The sequence below is a fragment of the Serratia sp. NPDC087055 genome (assembly GCF_044900985.1).
In the GTDB taxonomy this organism is placed as follows: Bacteria; Pseudomonadota; Gammaproteobacteria; order Enterobacterales; family Enterobacteriaceae; genus Serratia.
Map to the genome: position 1 here is coordinate 1,347,648 of NZ_JBJDOG010000001.1, position 22,644 is coordinate 1,370,291.

The 22,644-nt window shown below is 54.4% G+C and carries 22 protein-coding genes; 12 read left to right on the forward strand and 10 right to left on the reverse strand.

The genetic code is table 11. The features are described from left to right. Positions 1–205: 205 nt before the first annotated feature. Positions 206–1,342: a class C beta-lactamase gene (gene ampC, locus ACI2J2_RS06290; protein ID WP_265556113.1), complete on the reverse strand. Its 1,137-nt coding sequence runs from the start codon at positions 1,340–1,342 to the stop codon at positions 206–208. A 204-nt stretch (positions 1,343–1,546) separates the two neighbouring features. On the opposite strand from ampC, the gene ACI2J2_RS06295 reads away from it, so the two are divergent. Next, positions 1,547–2,422, forward strand: a complete 876-nt coding sequence (locus ACI2J2_RS06295) for a LysR substrate-binding domain-containing protein (RefSeq protein WP_404760278.1) — start codon at positions 1,547–1,549, stop codon at positions 2,420–2,422. 2 nt (positions 2,423–2,424) lie between these two features. Here ACI2J2_RS06295 and ACI2J2_RS06300 read toward each other — a convergent pair whose 3' ends face one another. Then, entirely contained in the window at positions 2,425–3,483 is a 1,059-nt protein-coding gene (locus tag ACI2J2_RS06300) for a Mal regulon transcriptional regulator MalI (RefSeq protein ID WP_265556115.1), read from the reverse strand. Between the two features lie 251 nt (positions 3,484–3,734). On the opposite strand from ACI2J2_RS06300, the gene malX reads away from it, so the two are divergent. Both malX and ACI2J2_RS06310 read left to right on the forward strand, forming a co-directional pair. Next, the gene (gene malX, locus ACI2J2_RS06305; protein WP_209633137.1) at positions 3,735–5,354 is read left to right on the forward strand and encodes a maltose/glucose-specific PTS transporter subunit IIBC; all 1,620 of its coding nucleotides are present in this window, start codon (positions 3,735–3,737) and stop codon (positions 5,352–5,354) included. Continuing rightward, positions 5,347–6,528 (forward strand): MalY/PatB family protein, encoded by a 1,182-nt coding sequence (locus ACI2J2_RS06310; RefSeq protein WP_404759690.1) that lies wholly within the window; start codon positions 5,347–5,349, stop codon positions 6,526–6,528. Before malX ends, ACI2J2_RS06310 begins: the two co-directional genes overlap by 8 nt. A 445-nt stretch (positions 6,529–6,973) precedes the next feature. Here ACI2J2_RS06310 and ACI2J2_RS06315 read toward each other — a convergent pair whose 3' ends face one another. Together ACI2J2_RS06315 and ACI2J2_RS06320 are read right to left on the reverse strand one after the other, a co-directional pair. After that, positions 6,974–7,342: an NUDIX hydrolase gene (locus tag ACI2J2_RS06315; RefSeq protein ID WP_209633134.1), complete on the reverse strand. Its 369-nt coding sequence runs from the start codon at positions 7,340–7,342 to the stop codon at positions 6,974–6,976. Then, positions 7,339–7,935 carry an NUDIX domain-containing protein gene (locus ACI2J2_RS06320; RefSeq protein ID WP_209633132.1) on the reverse strand — a complete coding sequence of 199 codons (597 nt, stop codon included), beginning with the start codon at positions 7,933–7,935 and terminating at the stop codon, positions 7,339–7,341. The genes ACI2J2_RS06315 and ACI2J2_RS06320 overlap by 4 nt, the downstream gene beginning before the upstream one ends. A gap of 99 nt (positions 7,936–8,034) precedes the next feature. On the opposite strand from ACI2J2_RS06320, the gene ACI2J2_RS06325 reads away from it, so the two are divergent. From ACI2J2_RS06325 to add, 9 genes are all read left to right on the forward strand, one after another. Beyond that, complete coding sequence (locus ACI2J2_RS06325; RefSeq protein ID WP_209633130.1) at positions 8,035–8,790, forward strand: DeoR/GlpR family DNA-binding transcription regulator; 756 nt, start codon at positions 8,035–8,037, stop codon at positions 8,788–8,790. Positions 8,791–9,175: 385 nt separating this feature from the next. Next, complete coding sequence (locus ACI2J2_RS06330; RefSeq protein ID WP_265556117.1) at positions 9,176–10,156, forward strand: 6-phosphofructokinase; 981 nt, start codon at positions 9,176–9,178, stop codon at positions 10,154–10,156. Positions 10,157–10,166: 10 nt separating this feature from the next. Then, positions 10,167–10,481, forward strand: a complete 315-nt coding sequence (locus ACI2J2_RS06335; RefSeq protein WP_012144987.1) for a PTS sugar transporter subunit IIB — start codon at positions 10,167–10,169, stop codon at positions 10,479–10,481. Continuing rightward, complete coding sequence (locus ACI2J2_RS06340; protein ID WP_209633125.1) at positions 10,474–11,841, forward strand: PTS sugar transporter subunit IIC; 1,368 nt, start codon at positions 10,474–10,476, stop codon at positions 11,839–11,841. The genes ACI2J2_RS06335 and ACI2J2_RS06340 overlap by 8 nt, the downstream gene beginning before the upstream one ends. Beyond that, positions 11,828–12,670 carry a class II fructose-bisphosphate aldolase gene (locus tag ACI2J2_RS06345; RefSeq protein ID WP_209633123.1) on the forward strand — a complete coding sequence of 281 codons (843 nt, stop codon included), beginning with the start codon at positions 11,828–11,830 and terminating at the stop codon, positions 12,668–12,670. Before ACI2J2_RS06340 ends, ACI2J2_RS06345 begins: the two co-directional genes overlap by 14 nt. A 95-nt stretch (positions 12,671–12,765) precedes the next feature. Further along, positions 12,766–13,032 (forward strand): hypothetical protein, encoded by a 267-nt coding sequence (locus ACI2J2_RS06350; RefSeq protein WP_404759691.1) that lies wholly within the window; start codon positions 12,766–12,768, stop codon positions 13,030–13,032. A 9-nt stretch (positions 13,033–13,041) separates the two neighbouring features. Further along, positions 13,042–13,479, forward strand: coding sequence for a PTS sugar transporter subunit IIA (locus ACI2J2_RS06355; RefSeq protein WP_209633119.1), 438 nt, complete (start codon positions 13,042–13,044; stop codon positions 13,477–13,479). Continuing rightward, positions 13,476–14,072: an AAA family ATPase gene (locus ACI2J2_RS06360; protein ID WP_404759692.1), complete on the forward strand. Its 597-nt coding sequence runs from the start codon at positions 13,476–13,478 to the stop codon at positions 14,070–14,072. The genes ACI2J2_RS06355 and ACI2J2_RS06360 overlap by 4 nt, the downstream gene beginning before the upstream one ends. A 176-nt stretch (positions 14,073–14,248) precedes the next feature. Next, the gene (gene add / locus ACI2J2_RS06365; protein WP_404759693.1) at positions 14,249–15,250 is read left to right on the forward strand and encodes an adenosine deaminase; all 1,002 of its coding nucleotides are present in this window, start codon (positions 14,249–14,251) and stop codon (positions 15,248–15,250) included. Between the two features lie 177 nt (positions 15,251–15,427). Here add and ACI2J2_RS06370 read toward each other — a convergent pair whose 3' ends face one another. The 6 genes from ACI2J2_RS06370 to ACI2J2_RS06395 form a co-directional block, all read right to left on the reverse strand. Beyond that, positions 15,428–16,426 (reverse strand): bile acid:sodium symporter family protein, encoded by a 999-nt coding sequence (locus tag ACI2J2_RS06370; protein WP_209633114.1) that lies wholly within the window; start codon positions 16,424–16,426, stop codon positions 15,428–15,430. A 66-nt stretch (positions 16,427–16,492) separates the two neighbouring features. Beyond that, positions 16,493–17,533, reverse strand: coding sequence for an oxidoreductase (locus tag ACI2J2_RS06375; RefSeq protein ID WP_404759694.1), 1,041 nt, complete (start codon positions 17,531–17,533; stop codon positions 16,493–16,495). A 205-nt stretch (positions 17,534–17,738) separates the two neighbouring features. Further along, positions 17,739–18,656 (reverse strand): arabinose operon transcriptional regulator AraC, encoded by a 918-nt coding sequence (araC, locus tag ACI2J2_RS06380; RefSeq protein WP_209633111.1) that lies wholly within the window; start codon positions 18,654–18,656, stop codon positions 17,739–17,741. 101 nt (positions 18,657–18,757) lie between these two features. Beyond that, positions 18,758–19,741 (reverse strand): L-arabinose ABC transporter permease AraH, encoded by a 984-nt coding sequence (gene araH, locus ACI2J2_RS06385; protein WP_209633109.1) that lies wholly within the window; start codon positions 19,739–19,741, stop codon positions 18,758–18,760. 17 nt (positions 19,742–19,758) lie between these two features. Then, positions 19,759–21,294, reverse strand: coding sequence for an L-arabinose ABC transporter ATP-binding protein AraG (araG, locus tag ACI2J2_RS06390; protein WP_404759695.1), 1,536 nt, complete (start codon positions 21,292–21,294; stop codon positions 19,759–19,761). 60 nt (positions 21,295–21,354) lie between these two features. Continuing rightward, the gene (locus ACI2J2_RS06395; protein ID WP_404759696.1) at positions 21,355–22,338 is read right to left on the reverse strand and encodes an arabinose ABC transporter substrate-binding protein; all 984 of its coding nucleotides are present in this window, start codon (positions 22,336–22,338) and stop codon (positions 21,355–21,357) included. Between the last annotated feature and the right edge of the window lie 306 nt (positions 22,339–22,644).

Consider the following 22,644-nt stretch of genomic DNA (forward strand, 5'->3'; position numbering starts at 1 on the left):
TTCGGGGCCAATCGTGATCCGTCATGAACAGTGGTTCACGAGGGGGTTCTCTTTGGGCGCAATGGCGATCGGTTGGCGTTCAGCAGGGTGAATTGAGAGGGTATTAACGATAGGGGCACGCCTGTGCATTTTACCTTATTTGCATCACGGTAATCGGGACTGGCGTTAATATGATAACTGGGGCGCCGTGGCGCCCCAGCGGTGATTATTTCTTATCTAATACCTGAACAATGCGGTAGGTCGCCGCAACCCGATCATCATTCGGGAACCATTTGTTTGCCAGCATCACCACGGCGATTTTTTGCGATGGGATAAATACGGCGTAGGTTGAGAACCCACCGGTCGAGCCGGTTTTGTTATACCAACTGGCGGCCTGTTCCTGTTGTGGTGGCGTGATCGCCGTTGCAGGGGTGCCGTTCATGATCATCCCCGCGTTGTTCCCTTCGGTAAGACGGGTTAAATCGACCGGATAAGCGTAGTTTTCCCACATCAAATCTTGGGTGAAAACCCCTGCCTTGTAGTAACCGACATGGGTAGCAGCCAGTGCACTGCGCCATTTTTCCGCCACTGTGATCTGTTGCAGGTTGGCATCCAGATAACGAATCAAATCGCGGGCGTTGGACTTGATGCCATAGGATTCGGCGTCCAGTGGGCCTGGGTTCACACGCACCGGTTTATCTTGCTTGTCGTAACCCTGTGCGTAATTGGCCATTTGATCGGTAGGAACATGGATATAGGTATGAGTCATGCCCAGTGCCGGCAGCAGAGTCTGTTCCATCGCCTTGGCAAACGGCTGGTTGAGGCTTTTCGCCGTGATCATCCCCAGCATGCCGATACCCATATTGGAATAAACGCGCGTGCTGCCTGCCGGGTGCTGCGGTCGCCAGTTTTTATAATAGGCCATCAGCTGTGCGTTGTTGGTCACCTCATCGGGCACAAACAACGGTAATCCAGAGGTATGCGTCGCCAGGTTCAGCAAGCTGACATGGTCAAATGCGCTGCCGCGCAGTTCAGGCAGATAACGACTGGCGGGCTCTGAGAACGACAGTTTGCCCTCATTTTGGGCATAGGCAGCCAATGTGGCAGTGAAGGTTTTGCTCAATGAACCGATTTCAAACAGCGTTTGGTTGGTGATCGGTTTACCTGTCTGTTTGGACGCAACGCCGTAGTGATAGAACTGCTGTTTTCCCTCTACCGACACGGCGATTGCCATACCCGGCACGCCGTATTTCTGCATCAGCGGTTGAACGATGGCGTCAATGTCTGCTTTATCGGCAGCATGGCCAGCAGGCAAGATTAATGTGGCGAGCAGCGCGGCCGCCAGGCGATTTATTTTCATCATGTAAAAACTCATGGGTTGCAGGGTATCGGCCGATGGCAAAAGATTTTATTGTCATTCAACACGCGGATATCCTTGGGTGGTGATGCGATTCCTTTTCTGACTGCGTGACTTCCGCAACAGTTGCGCAAAATATCGGGGTTTAGCCTTGCCTTGACAAGCGATAATAATTTCAGCCAGCATAAAGAAAAACTTATGGCTATCATTATGCGCAACCGACTTCCCCTGAATGCACTGCGAGCGTTTGAATCTTCCGCCCGTCATCTGAACTTTACGCGCGCCGGGCTGGAGCTCAGTGTAACCCAAGCCGCTGTCAGTCAGCAGGTACGTACGCTTGAGCAACAGTTGGGTATTCAGCTGTTCCGTCGCCTGCCGCGCGGGCTGGATCTGACCGAGGAAGGACAGGCACTGCTGCCAATATTGACGGATGCTTTTGATCGTATTGAATCGGTGTTGCAGCAGTTTGAAGGTGGGCATTTCCATGAAGTGCTGACGGTCGCCGTGGTCGGCACCTTTGCCGTGGGTTGGCTCATGCCCCGCCTGGCGGCCTTCAGAGAAGCACACCCATTTATCGATTTGCGGGTGCTGACCAATAATAACCTGGTCAATCTGTCCGCTGACGGGATGGATTTTGCTATTCGTTTTGGCGAGGGCCGATGGCCGGCAACCCATAACGTTAAATTGTTTGACGCGCCACTGACCGTGTTGTGTCCGCCCGACGTCGCGGAACGCCTGCACACACCGCAAGATCTGCAAAATGAGCGGCTGATGCGCAGTTACCGCAAAGACGAATGGGAATGCTGGTTCACCGCTGCAGGGATCACCCCCTGGCGCATTAACGGCCCGGTGTTTGACTCGTCTCGGCTGATGGTGGAAGGTGCAATTCACAGCAGCGGCGTGGCGTTAGCCCCGGCGTGTATGTTTACCCGCGAGCTCCGGGAAGGCATTCTGCAACGCCCTTTCACCGCCGAAGCGAATTTAGGCGGGTATTGGCTCACCCATCTGAAATCACGCGATATGACGCCAGCGATGAAAATGTTTGTGAGTTGGCTATTGCAACAGGCCAACGATGAGCAGAATTGAGATCAGGCCGAGCCGCGTTTGATCAGCATCGGTGGCAGGATGACGTTTTGCGGCGGCAGCCCGGCATCCGTAATCCGTTGTAGCAAGCGTGAAGCGGCACTGCGGCCCACTTCACGTGCCGAGCTGGAAACCAGTGTCAACGGCGGTTCGGTCAGTTCGGCTTCGGGCACATCGCCAAAGCCAATCAACGCCACCTGCTGGCCGTAGTAGGTGTCGACCCCTTCCGAGCCGATACTGCGCCCACTGCGCACGATACCAAAGTAGGCCCCCAACGCGACCGATGCCTTGTGGCAAACCAGTGCGCTGATATTCGGGTGTTGCCGCAGCAAATGTTCAGCCGCTTCCGCCGCCGCACGCTGATGGCAGTCACACTCAATAATCCAATCGGAGCGGAAAGGCAGGCCATACTGTACCAGCGTGGAACAAAATCCCCCGAGCCGTTCGGCACGCGTCAGAGAACTGCTCTCACCCCCCAGGTAAGCGATTTGGCTGTGCCCACGTTTGATTAAGAATTCGGTGGCTATTTTAGCCGCTTGCATATTGTCGGGCCGCACCACATCAACCCCTTCGAGCCCATTAGAGCGTGCTGCACAGACCAGTGGCACCCCCTGTTCTGCCGCTTTTTCCTTCAGCCCTTCGGCCAGACGGACGCCCCCCGCCAGCACAATGCCGTCAACCCCGTGTTCCAGCAACGTATCAAAACACCGCATTAGCCCCTTGCCGTCACGGCCGCTTTGGGTCAGAAACAGCACTTTGCCATGCGCTTCCAGCACCTCGCTCAGCCCCGCCGTCATTTCCGCATAAAACGGCTCGCAGATATCGCGCAGGATCAGTCCAATCACCCCCGACTCTCCGCCACGCAAGGTCGCAGCCTGGCGATTACGCACATAGCCCAAGCGTTCAATCGCCTGATTCACCCGCGCCACGGTGGTCGGTGAAATACGCCCTTTGCCACTCAGCACCAGCGAAACCGTGGTCACAGAGACTCCGGCCTGCTGGGCGACATCGGTAATGGTGATCTTTTTGATGGTCGTAACCTCTGCGAGCCCGATCCTGGGCATTCTGTCCCCATTTCCTTTCACACGACTGAGCAATGACGTGAAAGACAACGGAATATGTCTCTTGAAGCAAATGGTATACCGAATCTGTTTGGCCAGTAAAACGTTTTACTGGCATCAGCATTGTCGCCGCAAAGCGCACGCTGGAATTGTGATTAGCGGCGCATTTTTGCTAGGTAAAACGTTTTATCTTATTTTTACCTAACAGGGCACACACCACTTTTGCACATTTTTTTCGCCAGGAGCCGTCGGTTATGCCAGCATCTAAAAAACAAAAAATAACGCTTTGGGAGTTTTTCCAAAGTCTGGGCAAGACATTCATGCTGCCCGTCGCCTTGCTGTCGTTCTGCGGCATCATGCTGGGGATCGGCAGTTCGCTGAGTAGCCGTGATGTCATCACCCTACTGCCGTTTATTGGCCATCCTGCCTTCCAGTTACTGTTCACCTGGATGAGCAAGATCGGCTCTTTTGCCTTCAGCTTCCTGCCCGTGATGTTCGCCATTGCTATTCCATTGGGCATGGCGCGTGAAAACAAGGGCGTCGCCGCCTTCTCCGGTTTTGTCGGGTTCGCCGTATTGAACCTGGCTACCAACTTCTACCTGACCACGACCGGTATTTTGCCTACGACCGATCCGTTAGTGTTGAAAGCCAACAATATCCAGAACATCCTCGGCATTCAGTCGATCGATACCGGGATCCTGGGTGCAGTGATCGTCGGGATTATCGTTTATCTGTTGCATGAGCGCTTCAATACCATTCGCTTGCCGGATGCGCTGGCGTTCTTCGGAGGCACTCGCTTTGTGCCGATCGTCACGACCGTTGTGCTGGGCCTGTGTGGGCTGATTATTCCGTTGATCTGGCCGTGGTTTGCCGCGGGTATCAACGGCCTGGGCTGGGTGATTAACGGGGCCGGCGCTTTTGGACCGATGATCTTCGGCACTGGCGAGCGGCTGCTGTTGCCATTTGGGCTGCATCATATTCTGGTGGCGCTGATCCGCTTTACCGAAGCAGGCGGCACGCTGGATGTCTGCGGTCATACCGTTAGCGGCGCACTGACAATCTTCCAGGCACAGCTTTCCTGCCCAACCACGACCGGCTTTGCCGAAAGCGCGACGCGCTTCCTGTCACAAGGTAAAATGCCGGCCTTCCTCGGCGGGCTACCAGGCGCGGCACTGGCGATGTACCACTGTGCCAAACCTGAAAACCGCCATAAAATTAAAGGGCTGCTGATTTCTGGTGTGGTGGCCTGCGTGGTCGGCGGTACGACTGAACCGATCGAGTTCTTGTTCCTGTTTGTCGCGCCTTTCCTGTATCTCATCCACGCCATTCTCACCGGGCTGGGCTTTACCGTAATGGCACTGCTGGGGGTAACCATCGGCAATACTGACGGCAATATTATCGACTTTGTCGTCTTCGGCATCCTGCACGGCACCGCCACCAAGTGGTATCTGGTGCCGATCGTCGCCGCCATTTGGTTCGCCGCCTATTACGCCATTTTCCGCTTCTCCATCCAGCGCTTTAACATCAAGACGCCGGGCCGTGAGAGCGAGTCTGCCGGCAGCCAGAGCGCACCTGTCGGCGCGGTCGGCAAATCAGGCTATAACGTGCCGGCTATCCTGGCGGCGCTGGGTGGCAGTGAGAATATTATTTCACTGGATAACTGCATCACCCGCTTGCGCCTGTCGGTTGACGACATGAGCAAAGTGGATGACGCCGCGTTAAAAGCCAATCGCGCCATTGGTGTGGTGCACCTTAACGAGCACAATCTGCAGGTGGTGATCGGGCCACAGGTGCAATCAGTGAAAGATGAATTAGACTCACTGATAGCTGCAGCACAACCTGCTGCACCCTTGCAGGGAGCATCACATGTTTGATTTTTCTACCCCGGTTGACCGGCACGGCACATGGTGCACGCAATGGGATTACATCGCCGACCGTTTTGGCCGCGATGATCTCCTGCCGTTCACCATCTCCGATATGGATTTTGCCACCGCCCCCTGCATTATCGAGGCGCTGCAACAGCGCCTGCAGCATGGCGTACTTGGCTACAGCCGCTGGCAGCATGAGGATTTCCTTGGTGCAGTACGCCACTGGTATCAACAGCGGTTTAATACCGCCATTGACACCCGCATGGCGGTCTATGGGCCATCGGTGATTTACATGGTGGCGCAATTGATCCGCCAGTGGTCAGCACCGGGTGAATGCGTGGTCACTCATACCCCCGCTTATGACGCTTTTTATAAAGTGATCCTCGGCAATCAGCGCCAACTGCTGGCCTGTCCCCTGCATAAGGACGGCAATGATTGGCGGTGTGACATGGCACACCTGGAAGCCTTGTTGGCACGGCCGCAAACCAAAGTTTTGTTGCTGTGCAGCCCGCATAACCCTACCGGAAAAGTGTGGCGCGTAGAGGAACTGCAACAGATGGCCGAGCTGTGTGAACGCCACGGTGTGCGCGTGATCAGCGATGAGATCCATATGGATATGGTATGGGGAGAACAGCGCCATACGCCATGGAACCAAGTTGCCACCACCCCCTGGGCCTTGCTGACGTCGGGTTCCAAAACCTTCAATATACCGGCATTGACCGGCGCCTACGGTTTTATCAGTGAGGACGCTGCACGCGACGCTTACACGCAACAGTTAAAAGCTCGCGATGGATTGTCTTCACCCGCGGTGTTAGCCGTGGCGGCGCATGTTGCCGCTTATCGCCACGGCGAACCCTGGTTGGACGCATTGCGCGATTACCTGCAGGATAACCTGACCTACGTTGCCGAACGGTTGAATCAGGCATTCCCTGCACTGGGGTGGCAACCGCCACAGGCGACCTATCTGGCCTGGATCGATCTGCGGCCATTGGGCATTGACGATCGTCAGTTGCAACAGGTACTGATTGAGCGCGAGAAGGTCGCCATCATGCCCGGTTTCACCTACGGTGAGGAAGGCCGTGGTTTCCTGCGCTTAAACGTTGGCTGTCCGCGCAGTAAGGTCGAGGCCGGAATGGACAAGTTGATCGATGGGCTCACGTTTGTGTTGGACGAGGCATGATCTGACCGATCGGAAGGCAGGTAGTAAGCCGAATGTCGATCGGTAAGGTCCGATTGGCATTTTTTTATTCGGCCTCTGTAGGCTCAGTGACCCAAGGCCGTGAACATGATGAGATAAGCAGGGTCTTGGGCGCCCTTGAAGACGTCGAACGCAAGAACAACGCATAGGCGAAACCGCCATGGACGGCGGTTTCAGGCGAGACAGGCAGGGACGCCTGTCGTAGCCGGCCGTGATGCGGCGTGATGAAGTGAGAGCCGTTGGCGCAGCCAACCGTCTGAGTGGGCAAGAGCGCGGGTTGCAAGGGACCCCGCCTTGGGTCCCTTGCTCGGTCGAGGCGCATGAGCTGCATAGTGCGCTGTTTGTTTATCGACCGAAAAGAACGGTGAGCTCGCTAAAAATCACCTTACGTGACCAGCATCAGGTATAAGCCTGCCTTTTCTCCTACTTACTGCGCCAACTGCGGGATATCGTCCAAACGGTAATACACCGGCAATCCCCGCTCATTTGCCAGGCGCACGTCGTTATCCGCCCCCGCTGAGGCGCCTTCGATGCGGTAAATGGCCTGGCACTGGGCAATCAGCCGGTGGGCCACCGGATACAGATATTCTTCGCAAATAGCGTCACCATGCTGCGTGGAACCGGCCGCTGCGGCCAAGGGTAATGCCAACCACTCACCGATCACTGGCACGTGACCACGCTGGTAGACCGCAAGCGCAGCTTGTTCCAACCGCTGCAAATTCGCGGCAATTCGCTGCGGTTCGCCCTCCGTGCCGCTACGATAAGGGCCGGCAATCAAAATCAGTTGAGACTTCATCGTGTATTATCCAACGTGTGATGTAGAGCAACGAACTGCAATAGCATGATGGTTTTGGCATCAACGATTATCCCCTGCCGAATGGCCTGCAACGCTTCCGTTAACGGCAGTTCCAGCACTTCAAGATCCTCGCCTTCGGCTTCCACGCCACCCCCGTCACTGACTCGGCTGTTTGCGTGGTATTCACCGACAAAGAAATGTAATTTCTCAGTGACCGAACCGGGGCTCATATAAGCCTCGAAGACCTTCTGCACGTGTTGCACGAAATAGCCGGTTTCCTCTTCTGCTTCGGCACGGATGCGTTCTTCCGGTGACGCATTGTCCAGCAGACCGGCAGCGGCTTCGATCAACATCCCATCATGACCGTTGACGAACACCGGAAAACGGAACTGGCGTGTTAACACCACGGTTTGCGCTTGCCGGTTAAACAGCAAAATGGTCGCACCGTCACCGCGATCGTAGGTTTCACGGCTCTGTCTTTGCCATACGCCATCACGTCGTAAAAAATCGAAGGTGGTTTTTTTCAGCAGATACCAGTCGTCGGACAGCACTCGGGTTTCGACAATACGAACCCGATCTTGGGTAGCAGTCATGTTGGTTAACTCCACAACCAGGAAAGGAAATTGATACTATCGTGCAATTTCGTGTATGATCAAGATATTTCGTGCAGTGCAAATTTAACGGGAAAAACCATGCTCACCAGCCAACGTAAAAAAATCATTCTGGAAAAACTGGCCCAAGACGGACAGGTGCTGGCCAAACAGCTCAGCGAGATGTTTGGGCTATCTGAAGACACGCTACGACGCGATCTGCGTGAATTGGACAGCGAAGGTTTGCTGCAACGGGTACATGGCGGCGCACTGCCCGTTTCCCCGGCCATTGCCCCCTTTGCCGAAAGGAATGGGCAGGAGTCTGCCGCCAAACGGGCCATTGCCAAAGCAGCCGCAGCGATGATATCCCCCGGGCAAGTCGTGATCCTGGATGGCGGCACCACCTCCGCCGAATTGGTGAAGCAACTGCCCCCCACGCTGGAGGCCACCATTGTCACCCACAGTCCCAGCGTGGCCGTTGGCCTGGTCGAACACCCCAAGGTTGAGGTGATACTGATCGGCGGGCGGCTGTACAAACATTCGATCGTCAGCGTGGGAGCCGCGGCCGTGGAGGCGATGTCGCATATCCGCGCTGACATCTACTTTATGGGTGTGACCGGCGTACACCCCACCGCGGGCTTGAGCACCGGCGATCTTGAAGAAGCCTATATAAAACGCGCGTTGGCGGCACGAGCGGCAGAAACCGTCGTGTTGGCTTCTGCGGCTAAACTCAATGCCGCCTCACAATATGCCATTGGCGATATCACGCTGGCGCAAAGCGTTATCGTCGAACGTTCAACCGACGCTGCACTGACAGGTCCGTTGGAACAGGCCGGATTGACGGTGATAAGAGCATGAATAAACGTCACCCTTAAAGGACTTAATAAATACGTGGTTATTCAGGCTCGCCACGTATTTATTCGCGTTATTCTCTGCACGTCGGATAAAAATGCGAGAGTTATCACATTTCATTAAACTTATTTTTTGCTGCATCGTCGTTGATGATGAAATAAACCGCTTTAGAGAAAAACAAACATAACGCATTGATTCTTAATTAATAGTAATCACGCACTCGCTAAAAGCGCCAAATACAAATGAGACCTCCCTCTCAAAACCATCCCCCTCACTCTACCTGTCAAGCCTAATGACAAAAATATTTGTGATTGTTTTGTGATATCCATTGCAAATTTTACCGATGCCAAAAATGACAATGAGCTCCACAGAACAGGCTGGGGACGGATATATGAAAATTGGTGTAGTAATAAGCGGCGGCGATGTGACAGGTATCAATAGTTTTATTTTTCAGGTCGCAAGGCTAGCGCAGGCCGATATTATTCTGTTTGACGGCGGCATACCCGGGTTATTGGCCAACCAGCATCATCCTATTGCCCAGCGTGACTTGGTTGACTTCTCGATTTCATCGATGCCAATAATGTCTTCCGGCCGTACGGCCAAGAAATTGGCTGCTGACGAATATGAAACCATTCATAAGCAGCTTAAGGCTTTGCACATAGACGTGCTTATTATGGCCGGTGGCGATGGATCGCTGCAGTTTTTGAATACACTCAGCGAGTTTGGCGTTAACTGTTTCGGCGTAGGGATGACTATCGACAATGACGTTTTCGGTAGTCATTACAGCATTGGTTTTTCTACTGCCTGCGAACAGGTGATAAAAGAAGTCGCCAAACTGAGGAACACCGGGCGTGCCCTGCCTGGGCGGGTGTTTATGATAGAGCTGCTGGGCGGTTATTGCGGGGAATTGACACTGCAATCGGCGATCAAGTCCAATGCGGACTTTGCCCTTATCCCGGAATGCCAATATGCCTTAAATCAGCTGGCAGAAAAAATAACTCAGCGGTTGGAACAGCAAAACAGCGTCATTATTTTGTGTTCCGAGGGTTATACCAAAGAATACTCACCCGGTTTTCAAGGCGCCATCGATACCATGATTAAGCAGCTGGAACCCAAGATTGGTGTGCGCATTCGTAAAACTATTATGGGCTACGGTCTGCGCAATGGAGACCCGACCGGTGAAGAAATTTACCAGGGCACTATTATGGCCAGTGAAGTGGTCAGGTGCATTAATTCAGGCATGAAGAACAAGGCAATCATTATTAATGCCAGCAATCAACCCATTCCCATTGATCTAATCAGTATGCAAAAACGTTTGGTTGATACAGAAGGACACCATTACAAACTCGCCAGGCAATTAAATATAATCTGAGGAGATACCCATGCTTAAAATACTGTGCGTATGTGGCTGTGGCCTCGGCTCCAGCTTTGCCATCGAAATGAGCGCAAGAGCGGTGCTGAAAAAATTAGAGATTGAGGCGGATATTGATCACACCACTATCTCCGAGGCCAGTGCCTTTAAATCAGATATTATTCTTACCCAAAAAACCTTCGCCGATATTTTAAATGCCGATGCCAGCGAAGAAGAAAAGAAACGCGTTATTATTCTGCACCGGCTCACCGATAAGGCAGAAATTGAGCAAAAGATTGTGGCCTTCCTGAAAGAACGCGACATGAAGGAAGCCCACCATGAATAGCCTGATTGACTTTATCGTCAAAGACTTATTGGGCCAGGCGTCTATCTTGGTGGCCTTTATCGCCATGCTGGGGCTATTGCTGCAGAAGAAGTCCGTCGGCAAAGTGGCCGAAGGCACCTTCAAAACCCTGCTGGGCTTCCTGATCATGATGGCAGGCATCAACATTATTGTCGGCGCTCTGACCTATTTGAACAGCATCTTCACTCAGGGTTTCGGCATGACCGGCTATATCACCGACGTCGCCGCCATCGCCGGCCTGGCCAACCGCGAGTTGGGCTCAGAGGTCGCGTTAACCCTGATGGTGATTTTCGCGGTGAATATCATCATTGCGCGCATTACCCCGTTCAAATACATCTTTCTGACCGGACAAGCATTGCTGTGGATGGCCACCATTGGTGCGGTAATCGGCTACAAGGCCGGGCTCACCGGCTTGCCGCTGGTTTTGACCGGCGGCATATTTGGTGGCGTGATGGCCGTGTTGATGCCTGCGCTGGCCCAGCCGGTGGTACGCAAAATCACCGGTTCAGACGACGTGGCGTTGGGGCATTTTTGCACCATCGGCTACCTGGTACAGGCCGCCGTCGCTAAGGTGGTCGGTAAGGGCTCCCGCTCGACCGAGGATTTGGAGCTGCCCGATAACTTCAAATTCCTGCAGGACACCTACCTGTCGATGGCAGTGGTGATGATCCCGATGTATCTGATCCCGGCGCTGGCTGCCGGTCCGCAGTATATCGCTCAGTATGCCGGCGGCATGAACTACTTGATGTATTCCTTTATGCAGGCCATCCAGTTTGTCGCCGGCGTATTTATCCTCTACAGCGGCGTACGCCTGCTGCTCAATGAGCTGGTACCCGCCTTCCGGGGCATCGCCCTACGGGTTGTGCCGGATGCCAAACCGGCGCTGGACTGCCCGGTGTTGTTCCCCTACGCACCCAATGCGGTGATCGTCGGCTTTCTGGCCACCACCCTTGGCTCAATCATCGGCATGATCGTTTTCCCGATGTTCGGCCTGGCGATGATCCTCCCAGGCCTGCTGACCAACTTCTTCGCCGGCGGCACCGCAGGCATCTTCGGCAATGCGCTGGGGGGGCGTCGTGGCGCCATGATTGGTGGCGTGGTTCACGGTCTGTTTATCACCTTCCTGCCGGCCATTCTGGTACCGATGCTGGAAAGTTATGGCTTTGTCGGCGTGACCTTCAGCGACTCCGACGTCATCAGCAGTGGGCTGGTGATGGGACATGCTTTCCAGGGCAATTGGTTGTTCATCGCCCTGTTCATCGTCTTCGTCACGCTGATTGCGTGGTTTGTTAACGGTAAATCAACCAAGCACCATGAGGAAAAAGTCCATGAAACTCTATAATTTCAACGAGCTGTTGTCCGTGGCCAAAGCCCGTGATTTTAAGGCGATAGGTTCATTTAATCTCCACTGCCTGGAGATGTTACCGGCCTTTTTCAAAGCGGCCAAAAACATGCACAGCCCGTTGATGATCCAGATTTCGACCGGTACCGCCGAGTATTTAGGCTATAAATTGCTGGTTGATTCAGTACGCTCACTGGCTCAAAGCGAGGATGTTCCCACCTGTCTGCATTTGGATCACTGCTCTGACATTGCCTCCATCGAGACGGCGATTGACGCCGGTTTCAGTTCGGTAATGTATGACGGTTCGCACCTGGAAATGGATGAGAATATCGCCAATACCCGTCGCGTGATCGACATTGCACGTCAGCGCAACGTGTCGGTGGAGGCCGAGTTGGGTGCCATAGGCGGCTCTGAAGACGGCAAAGCCGTGGCAGAAGAAGACATTTGTTTTACCACGGTGGAGGATGCCAAACGCTTTGTTGATGAAACCGGGGTCGATATGCTGGCGGTGTCGGTAGGTACCGTTCACGGGCTCTATACCGGCAAAGCACATATTCAGCATCAGCGTCTGGCGGAAATCACCGCGGCCACCGGTACCCCTCTGGTATTGCACGGTGGCACCGGCGTCAGCGATGAAGATATGCGGCGCGCGGTGGCCGGGGGCATAGAGAAAGTTAATGTGGGTACCGAGATGAACGTGCAATGGGTCGATCGATGCAAACACACATTTGAAAAAGGCAAGGTCAATGACAGCGTGCGCAAATTCCTGATCCCCGCCAATAATGCCGTTACCCAGGTATTAACGGAAAAGATCGGTCTGTTTAAATAATCACTGCCCCGCTTTCTTTTTTATAAAACCCACAACCCTGGTGCCCCGGCGCCCGTCGGGGCTGGAAACTTTATGCCTAATTTCTGGAGATGGTTATGTTTAATTTTATGAAGAGCTGGCGGGATAAAGAGCCTAATCCCCATCAACAAGATAATGAAGCCAATGAAATATCAGCCGAAATTGACGCATTGGAGCAGCGACTGGCAACAACACCGGCGGACAGCGAAATTCATAAGACGTTAATGCTGACCTATAATCGCGCGTTAAAGATTTATGCCAAAAATAAAAACCATCGCCAACATATCGATGCTGTTTTTATTAAAATGGATGAGCTGCGCAATATTATCAGGAAGTCTCTCTGAGGGAACATGATGACGATTAAACAACTGTTGATAGAGGCCGGTGCGATACAGGTCGGTGTGCAGGAAACCGACTGGAAAAAGGTCATAGCGTTGGCGGCACGCCCCTTGATCGATAACGGCTATATCCACGCATCCTATTATCAGGCGGTGATCAGCAATACGCTGGCCCATGGTGCGTATTACGTGTTCGACGAAGGCATTGCCATTCCTCATGCGCGGCCAGAGTGCGGCGTGATAAAGAATTGTTTCAGCATGGTATTGCTCGAGCAACCTATCACCTTCCAAGACAGTGAGGAGGCCGACATCGTCATCTTGTTCGGCGCGACCGACAGTAACAGCCATATCGAAGAAGGCCTGCGCGCAATCGTGGACTTGCTGGATAACAAGCAGCGTCTCGACCAGCTACGCGCCGCAAAACTCTGGCAAGACGTGGTGGAGATATTATGAATTCGACAACAGTGACCGGCGGCAAAACCGTTATTTTGGTCAATGGGGTTCCGGCTTCCGGGAAAAGCACCCTTGCCCAGGCGTTGGCACAGCATTTTACTTTGCCTTATCTCTCCCTCGACGGTATCAAAGAGCCTTTTATGGCACGGTTGGGTGACGTTGACCGCGAGCTTAACCGGCAGCTGGGTTACGCCGCTTATCAGGCCATCTGGTCGATGGTGGCGCAGGCGCCACTGCGCTGCATCTATGTTATTGATGCCTGGTTCGGCTTTCAGCCCAGAGAACAGCTGAACCAGTACCTGCGCGAGGCGGGCGTGGCCCAGGTATTGGAGGTGTGGAACCAAATATCCGGTGAATTGGCAGCCGAACGCTATGCAGCACGTACCGGGCAGCGCCCTAAAGGCCACCCCGGAGTGGAATACCTGCCCGAACTGCGTGCGCTGGCCGATCGCGCCATGCCGTTAGCCCTGGGACCGGTGCTCCGTATTGATCAGGCGCAGCCGCTGGATATCAGTCGGGTTAAGCATTGGCTGGCACAGCATGGCATCGGCGAGCATCATGATGAACGCCTCTCAGCATTGAAGGTGGGCTGAGATCTGTTACCTCTATCAACGCGGGGGCTTTTTCTTCAACCCCAGCGCAGAAAAATGGCAATCACCCTCATTAATGTGATTGCCGTCACTTTTTTATGCAACGATATGGAAATTTTCATCAATTTGTTTTTATACTGATCTGCACTTTACCTACAACAAAATAACGAGTGCACATCATGATTGACTCCCGCTTACCGCTGACCGACATCCACCGTCACCTTGACGGTAACATCCGCGCGCAAACCATTCTCGACCTGGGGCGTCAATTTAACCTTGCTCTGCCCGCCAACGATCTCGACGCACTGCGCCCACACGTGCAAATCACCCATGCAGAACCGGATCTGATCAGCTTTTTACAAAAGCTGGACTGGGGCGTAGCGGTCTTGGGCGATGTAGACGCCTGTCGTCGCGTCGCTTACGAAAACGTTGAAGATGCAGCAAATGCCGGCCTGCACTATGCCGAGCTGCGCTTTTCGCCGTATTACATGGCGATGAAGCACCAGTTGCCCGTGGCTGGCGTAGTCGAGGCCGTCATTGATGGCATTCGTTCAGGAACACGAGATTTTGGCATTGATGTGCGTCTGATCGGCATCATGAGCCGCACCTTTGGCGAAGCCGCCTGCTTGCAAGAGTTGGACGGTTTATTGGCACATCGCGACGGCATCACAGCGCTGGATCTGGCCGGTGACGAGCTGGGTTTCCCTGGCAGTCTGTTCCTCAATCACTTCAACCGCGCCCGTGATGCGGGTCTACGCATCACCGTGCACGCAGGCGAAGCCGCCGGCCCGGAAAGCATCTGGCAGGCGATCCGTGAGCTGGGTGCCGAGCGTATCGGCCACGGGGTAAAAGCGATTGAAGATCCGGCGTTGATGGACTTTCTGGCGGAACACGGCATTGGGATCGAATCCTGCCTGACGTCCAACATTCAGACCAGCACCGTGCCTTCTCTGGCGCAACATCCGCTGGCCAAATTCTTGCGTCACGGCGTCATGGCGTCGATCAATACCGACGATCCGGCGGTTCAGGGCATCGAAATTGAACACGAGTACCTTGTGGCGGCGCCACAAGCGGGCCTGACCCCGGCTGAAATCCGTACCGCTCAGGAAAACGGCCTGAAAATGGCGTTCCTCAGCGAGCAGGAAAAACAAGCGCTGCGCGATAAAGTTCGGGCTAATTGAATTGAGCGATGGGCGCTATTTCGCGCCCATTGTGGCTGCTGATAAACCCGCTTAAGGGCTAAACCGGTAGGGGTCGAACATGTTCGACCCGATTTAACCCATTGATTATACAAATGGGCCCAGCATGCAGCGCCACTTCAATGAAACAACGGAGTATTTTACCCACGTCCTCATTTTTTATTTCGCCGTCAGCACGTCCGCCCGCTGCTTGGCGGTTTTGCGCGCATAGCGCTGCGCTAACACGGCGCACACCATCAATTGCACCTGATGGAAAATCATCAGCGGCAACACCATTGCCCCCACTGCCGCCGCCGGGAACAACACGTTGGCCATCGGGATGCCGTTTGCCAGGCTTTTTTTCGAACCGCAGAACACAATAGTGATCTCATCAGCCGTACTGAAGCCTAACCAGCGCGCAGCATAGGTATTAATAACCAACACCACCGTCAGCAGCACCAATGACATCACCAAAATGGTCAACAGTGACCAGCCGTCGATCTTGTGCCAAATGCCTTCCACCACCGCTGCGCTAAAGGCGGTATATACCACCAACAGAATCGATGAACGGTCAGTGAGATTGATGAGTTTACGGTGACGATCGACCCATTTGCCGATCAACGGTCTTGCCAGATGCCCCACCACAAACGGCACCATCAATTGCAAAATGATGGAACCAATGGCGTGCAACACGTCAGTATCCCCCCCTTGCGTATGCATCAGCGCCCCCACCAGCAACGGCGAGAGAAAAACGCCAAGAATACTGGATGCCGAAGCGCTGCATACTGCCGCAGCCACGTTTCCACCCGCTGCCGAGGTAAAAGCAATCGCCGACTGGACCGTCGCCGGCAGCGCACACAAGTAAAGGAAGCCCAAATACACCGTGGGTGTCATCAAGCCTGGCACCATCAGGTTCATCGCCACACCCAGCAACGGGAACAGCGCAAAGGTGCTGAGAAACACCATCAAATGCAGCTTCCAGTGGCTCATCCCGGCGATGATCGCCTCACGTGATAACTTGGCGCCATGCATGAAGAACAACAACGCGATAGCAGCAGTGGTCAGGTGATCAAAGAAGGTTTTCCATACGCCTTCACAGGGGAAAACCGAAGCGATAATCACGACCAGAATCAATACCAGCAAAAATTTATCAATACGCAGACGCTGCAACCAGGACATGGATCGGGATCCCTCGAAGAGTAAAGCGGGTTCAGCACGCCGAACCCGGAGAATGAAACGCGACAGTTAGGCTACCGGCAGCGCTTTTTGTTGTTTCGCCGACTCAATGCCCAACTCAATCATTTCCATCACTTTGATGGCATCGGCAGCCGGTACCGGGTTGTCACCCTCACCGTTAATCGCATCGCGGATTGCCGCGTAATACGCCGGGTAGTTACCAGGGAGGCTCAGCAAGGGTTTTTCCGCCAACACCCCATCGCGTGACAATGTCACGATGCCGTCACGCATATCGTAACCCCAGTCAGCCTGCGGCAGACGCTCGCCTGCCTTCAAACGGTCTTCCTGCGGATCCAGCCCAAATTTGATAAAGCTGCCTTGAGTACCGTGCACGATATAGCGTGCAGTTTCCGCTGCCGCCAGCACCGTGCCATGCAAGACCACGCGACGTTTCCCGTAATTAAGCACCGCGTGGAAATAATCCACCGATTGCGCGCCTGGACGCAGTTCCCCCAGGTCGACAAACAAGGTGTCCGGCTTGCCGAACAATTGCAGTGCCTGGTCGATCAAATGCGGTCCTAAGTCATACCAGATGCCGCTGCCGGCACCGCCTGACTCACGCCAGCGCTGGCGAACCTCCGGCCGGAAGCGATCAAAATGAGACTCGAAGTAAACCACGTCGCCAAGTACACCTTCTTTCAGCAGCGCTTTAAGCGTCAGGAAATCACTGTCCCATCGGCGGTTGTGAAACACTGACAACAACTTGCCGCTTTGCTCCGCCTGTTGTTTCAGTTCCTGTGCCTGTGACAACGTCACGGTAAACGGTTTGTCCACCACCACATGCTTGCCGGCGGCCATGGCCTGCTGTGCCAGCGGGAAGTGAGTATCATTGGGGGTAGGAATGACGATCAGGTCGATAGACGGGTCGTTGAACAGCGCCTGCGGATCGCTGACCACCGTCATAGACGGCCAATCAGCGTGCACTTTACCGGCATCGCTGCTGGATACGGCAGCCAACTCTACGCCCGGCGTACCGACGATCAATGGCGCATGAAAGGTTTTGCTGGCATAGCCGTAACCGACCAATCCAACCCGAATTTTCTCTGCCATGGTGTTTCCTCTTACTGGCTCGCAAAATACTCTTCATCTTTCAAACCACAACCTTGTTGGCTGCTCGTGCTCAACCCCGTCACTTACTTGAGTATGCGTTTGGGAATTCACACGCTTGCCGCCTGGTTGAACGTGAAATCTATCGAGTAGGGACCCATCAGATTTGACACCATGATGCTGGCAGGAACAAGAAGTAAATTTAATGTTAACTTGTAACCGCCAGAGGAGCCGATTCACGCTCATTTCTGGCCGGATAATTAATCTCCAGGCTGCGACGGCGGAAATCACTCGGGCTCACGCCCACGCGTTTGCGAAACACACGGGAAAAATAGAGCTGATCGTCATAGCCCACCACCCGCCCGATCGTGGCTATAGATTCTTGTGTGGTCTGCAACAGTAACTTGGCACGGATCACCCGCTGATCTTCCCGCCAACGCAGAATGTTGATGCCCACCTGCTCACGGAATAAGTGCGCCAGCCGTGAAGGCGACAGGCAGACGTGGCGCGCCACCTCATCAATACGTAACTCCCCGGCCAGGTTGCCGGTAATAAACTGACAGGCTTCAATCACTCGCGGGTCCATGATCCTCTGCGGGCTCAGTGGATCTTCCTCCATCGCACGCAGCAATAGGCGCTCCAGCAAGTTCATCCCCAGTTCCTCGGCAAACCGACGGCCAGAACGTTGGGTTTGCTCGATATTGGCGAACAGCCGGTCGAACTCCAGCAACAGGTTATTGTTCGGCAGCGTCAACCGCCCGACCTCATGGGTCTTGCTGTGCCACTCCAGCCAGTCGGCCCAGTAGGCCCGTGGACGGAAATACACCCAACGGTGGTACCAGCAATCGCTGTCCGGTGAACGGCCGTAGTAATGCGCCGCTTTGGGCGGGAACAGCAGGAGATCGCCGGGATTACAGTGAAAGGTGTCTTCGCCGTCAAATACCTTGCCCTGACCTTTGATGGTCAGGTTAAGAATATAACCCTTCATGCCGCCTGGGCGGTCGATAAAGAAGTCCAGTGGGCCGTCGGCCATGATCGGCGTCAACCCCGCCACCAAATAGGCGTTAAAGGTATAACCCGGTAACAACGGGTTTGGCTGCGGTTCCTGTGCCATACGATGATACATCTGTCCTCCCGGAACGGCTTAGGTAACGATCCTATAGCTTAGATGCCCGGTGGAAAACGACCCGGGCAGTTAACAGAACTGTGAACAGGGTTCTCGATTTTCTAGACCGTACGTTTGGCCTGTTGTTTGTACCGGTCGAAAATCACCGCGGCCAGCAAGATGACGCCACGTACCACGTACTGCGAGAACGGCGAGATGTTCAACAGGTTCATGGCGTTTTCTACCGTGCCAAGAATCAAGATACCTGCAATCACATAGGAAATTTTGCCAATGCCCCCTTTCAATGACACGCCACCCAGCACGCAGGCGGAGATCACGATCAACTCATAACCGATCGATGTCATCGGCTGGCCGCTGGTCATGCGTGATGCCAGGATGATGCCGGCAGCGGCGGAAACCAGCCCAGACAGCATAAAAATCACGATCTTGGTGCGGACGACGGGCACCCCGGCCAGACGTGCAGCCTCTTCATTGCCGCCAATCGCCAGCGTATTGCGGCCAAAGGTGGTTTTATTGAGCAAGAAACCAAACAAGATCAGGCAGGCGACGGTGATCCAAATCGGCGCAGGTAATCCCAGCCAGTTGGCGTACCCCAAGGTAAAGAAGCGTTCGTCTTCGATACCCACCGCCTTGCCGTCAGAAATGATGTAGGCCAGCCCGCGAAAAATCTGCATGGTTGCCAAGGTGGTGATCAGCGCGTTGATTTTCAGCCGGGCGATCACAAAACCGTTAATCAACCCAGAGACCATGCCCAACAGCAGGCCAGCCGCTACGCCGATCCACAGGCTTTCGGTCATGTTGATCACCACCGCGGTGGTGACGCCTGCACAGGCGATAACTGACGCGACAGACAGGTCAAAATCACCGGAAGCCAGGCAAAACAGCATGCCACAGGCCACCATGCCGGACATGGAAATTGCCAGCCCCAGCCCCTTCATATTGATGAAGGAACCGAAGTTGGGCACAAAGAGCACGCAGGCGATAAACAGCGCCGCGAACACCACTAGCATGCCGTAGCTGTCCCAAATCCGCGCCAGCCCTTGGCCGCTGCGGTTTTTTACGGAATCGGTCGTTAGGGTCGACATCTCTTTCTCCTTCACAATCAGGCCACCGCCGCAGCGGCATCAGGGGCAATATCAGGGGTGCGTAGCATTGCCAGGCTGAGGGCTTTTTCCTCGCTGGCCGTGTTATGCAGTAATTCGCCAGACAAGGCGCCTTCCCGCATCACCAGAATGCGGTCCGCCAATCCCAGTACTTCGGGCAAATCACTGGAAGCGAACAACACCGCAATGCCCTGCTGCACCAGTTGATAAATAACGTTGTAAATTTCATGCTTGGCGCCCACGTCTATGCCACGCGTCGGCTCGTCCAGCAGGATCACTTTCATCTCTTCGGATAACCAACGGCCGAGAATGGCTTTCTGCTGATTACCGCCAGACAGATTCATAATGAGCTGCTCGGCACTTGGGGTTTTGATGTTCAACGCACGGATGTGGTGTTCGGCATTACTGGCTTCCCAGCCGTTGTTGATCAAACACCCAGCGCGGATGCTGTTACGTCGCGCGCTGATATTGATGTTGTCGCGGACCGAGTGCACCGGGATGATGCCATCTGCTTTACGATCTTCCGGGCACAGCATGATGCCTGCACGAATGGCATCAATCGGTGAACGAATGGCGATCGGTTGTCCATCAAGCATCAGTTGACCACCGCTGATACGCGTAGCACCAAAAATGCCCTTCATCAGTTCACTGCGCCCCGCGCCGACCAGACCGAACAACCCGACGATCTCCCCAGCCCGCACGCTCAAGTCGATCGGGGTTCTGACACCCGGCGCTTTAAGCCCTTTAAGCACTAAACGCTCCGGGCCCAGTTCACGAGGCTGATAGCCATACACATCGCCCAGATCGCGCCCGACCATCGCCTGCACCAGCTGCGCGTTATCGACCTGCCGCATATCATCAAAGGTGCGCACATAGCGGCCATCTTTGAATACGGTAATGGCGTCGCTGAGGGCGAAGATCTCCTCCATACGGTGCGAAACGTACAGGATCACCCGCCCTTCGGCGCGTAACTCACGGATCACGCGGAACAGTTGTTCAATCTCTCTGGCGGACAGCGAACTGGTGGGTTCGTCAAAAGCGATCACCTTGGCATTACGCGCCAGCGCTTTGGCGATTTCCACCATCTGCCACTGGCCGATCGACAGGTATTTCAACGGCGTATCCGGATCGATATCCAGCCCGAGGTGCTCCAGCTGTAGCCGGGATTCGTAGCGCAACAGTTTGCGATCCACCAGCCCGCGCTTGGTCGGTAACTGGCCAAGATAAATGTTCTCCGCCACCGTCATTTCCGGCACCAGATGCAGTTCCTGATAAATAATCGCGACCCCTGCATTCAACGCATCGGTGGTGTTAGTGAACTGTACCGCCCGGCCTTGCAGCTGAATTTCCCCTTGGGTCGGCGCGTAATTGCCGCTGAGAATTTTCAGCAACGTTGATTTCCCGGCGCCATTTTCTCCCATTAGCGCGTGGATCTGCCCGGCCTGACAGCTAAAGCTGATGTCATCCAGTGCCTTCACGCCCGGGAAGGTCTTACCTATGCCTTTAAATGCCAGATACGGCAATGTGGCGCTCATAGCGTTTTCCTCCTGCAGTCAACAATGCCGCCCGGCGTAATGCTGCGGGCGGCTCGGGGATTACATCAGGCCTTTTTTCTGCAGTTCGGTTTTGAAGTTGTCACGGGTGATCAACACCACATCCGTCACTTCGGTGAATTTCTGCGGTTCTACGCCTTTTTCGACCCAGTCATGCAACATCTGAATACTCTTGTAACCGTGGATATCCGGGCTTGGCAGCAGTGAACCGTAGAAGCCGGTCGCCTGCCCCTTGGACAATTCACTGACCGCATCCACGCCGTTGATACCAATGCCGATCACGTTCGGCGCTTTGAACCCCTGGCCTTCGGTAGCGCGAACGCCGCCCAGCACGGTGTTGTCATTCATCCCGACGATCAGCCAGTTTTTTACTTCCGGATGCTGCACCAACATTGAGTTGGCGGCGTCAAACGCCCCCGGAATGTCGTTAGATTTGGTCGGTACCCTATAAATCTGCTTTTCTGGGAAGCCGGCAGCCTTTAACGCCGCAATGGAACCCCCGGTACGACGACGGGCGGTGTCCAGCTCATCGGCGGTGATCGCCATCGCGGCGGTATCCGGCAGTGTCCAACCGCGCTTGTTCATCTCTTTCCACAGTTCCTGGCCCTGGCGTTCACCGATTTTTGTGGCGGCCATCATCACCAAGGGCACTGTGTCCATAGGCTTGCCCTTCGCGTTGACAAACTGGTCGTCCACGGCAATCACCTTCAGGTTGTAACTGCGCGCTTTGGCAACGATCGCCGATCCAAGCTTCGGATCCGGCGTACAAATCACGAAGCCCTTGGCTCCGCTGGCCGCCAGACTGTCGATGGCATTCAGGGTTTTTTCCCCATCCGGCACGGCGATTTTGATCACCTCAAAACCCAGATCTTTACCGGCCTTGTCCGCAAACTTCCATTCTGTCTGGAACCACGGCTCCTCCGGCTGCTTGACCAAAAAACCCAGTTTCATCGTTTCGGCGATAGCTGAATGTGACATAACGGCCGCCAGACCCAGTGTCGCCAGCGCCTTAGTGAATTTATGCATGATGCTCTCCGCTATTTTGTTCTCTTTGGCGACGAAACCCGCTCGCGGTGAAAACGTTATCATTAGGTTTTATACCGTCGGTATGTCGCATATATCGCGGCACTCACCCACGGCAGGGGTAAGACGGCTTAAGTTTTAGCGGGTATTTGTTACTTAAATGTAGAGCGCTATCACATCCGTGGAATACAGCAGATATGTGCATATATTTAGCGAGTTTCGCCAAGCGCTAACTTATGACAGCCATCACAAAACCACTGCGTGAAGCAGAAAAGTGCATACTTCCAGCCAACGGCTCCTCACCTGCCC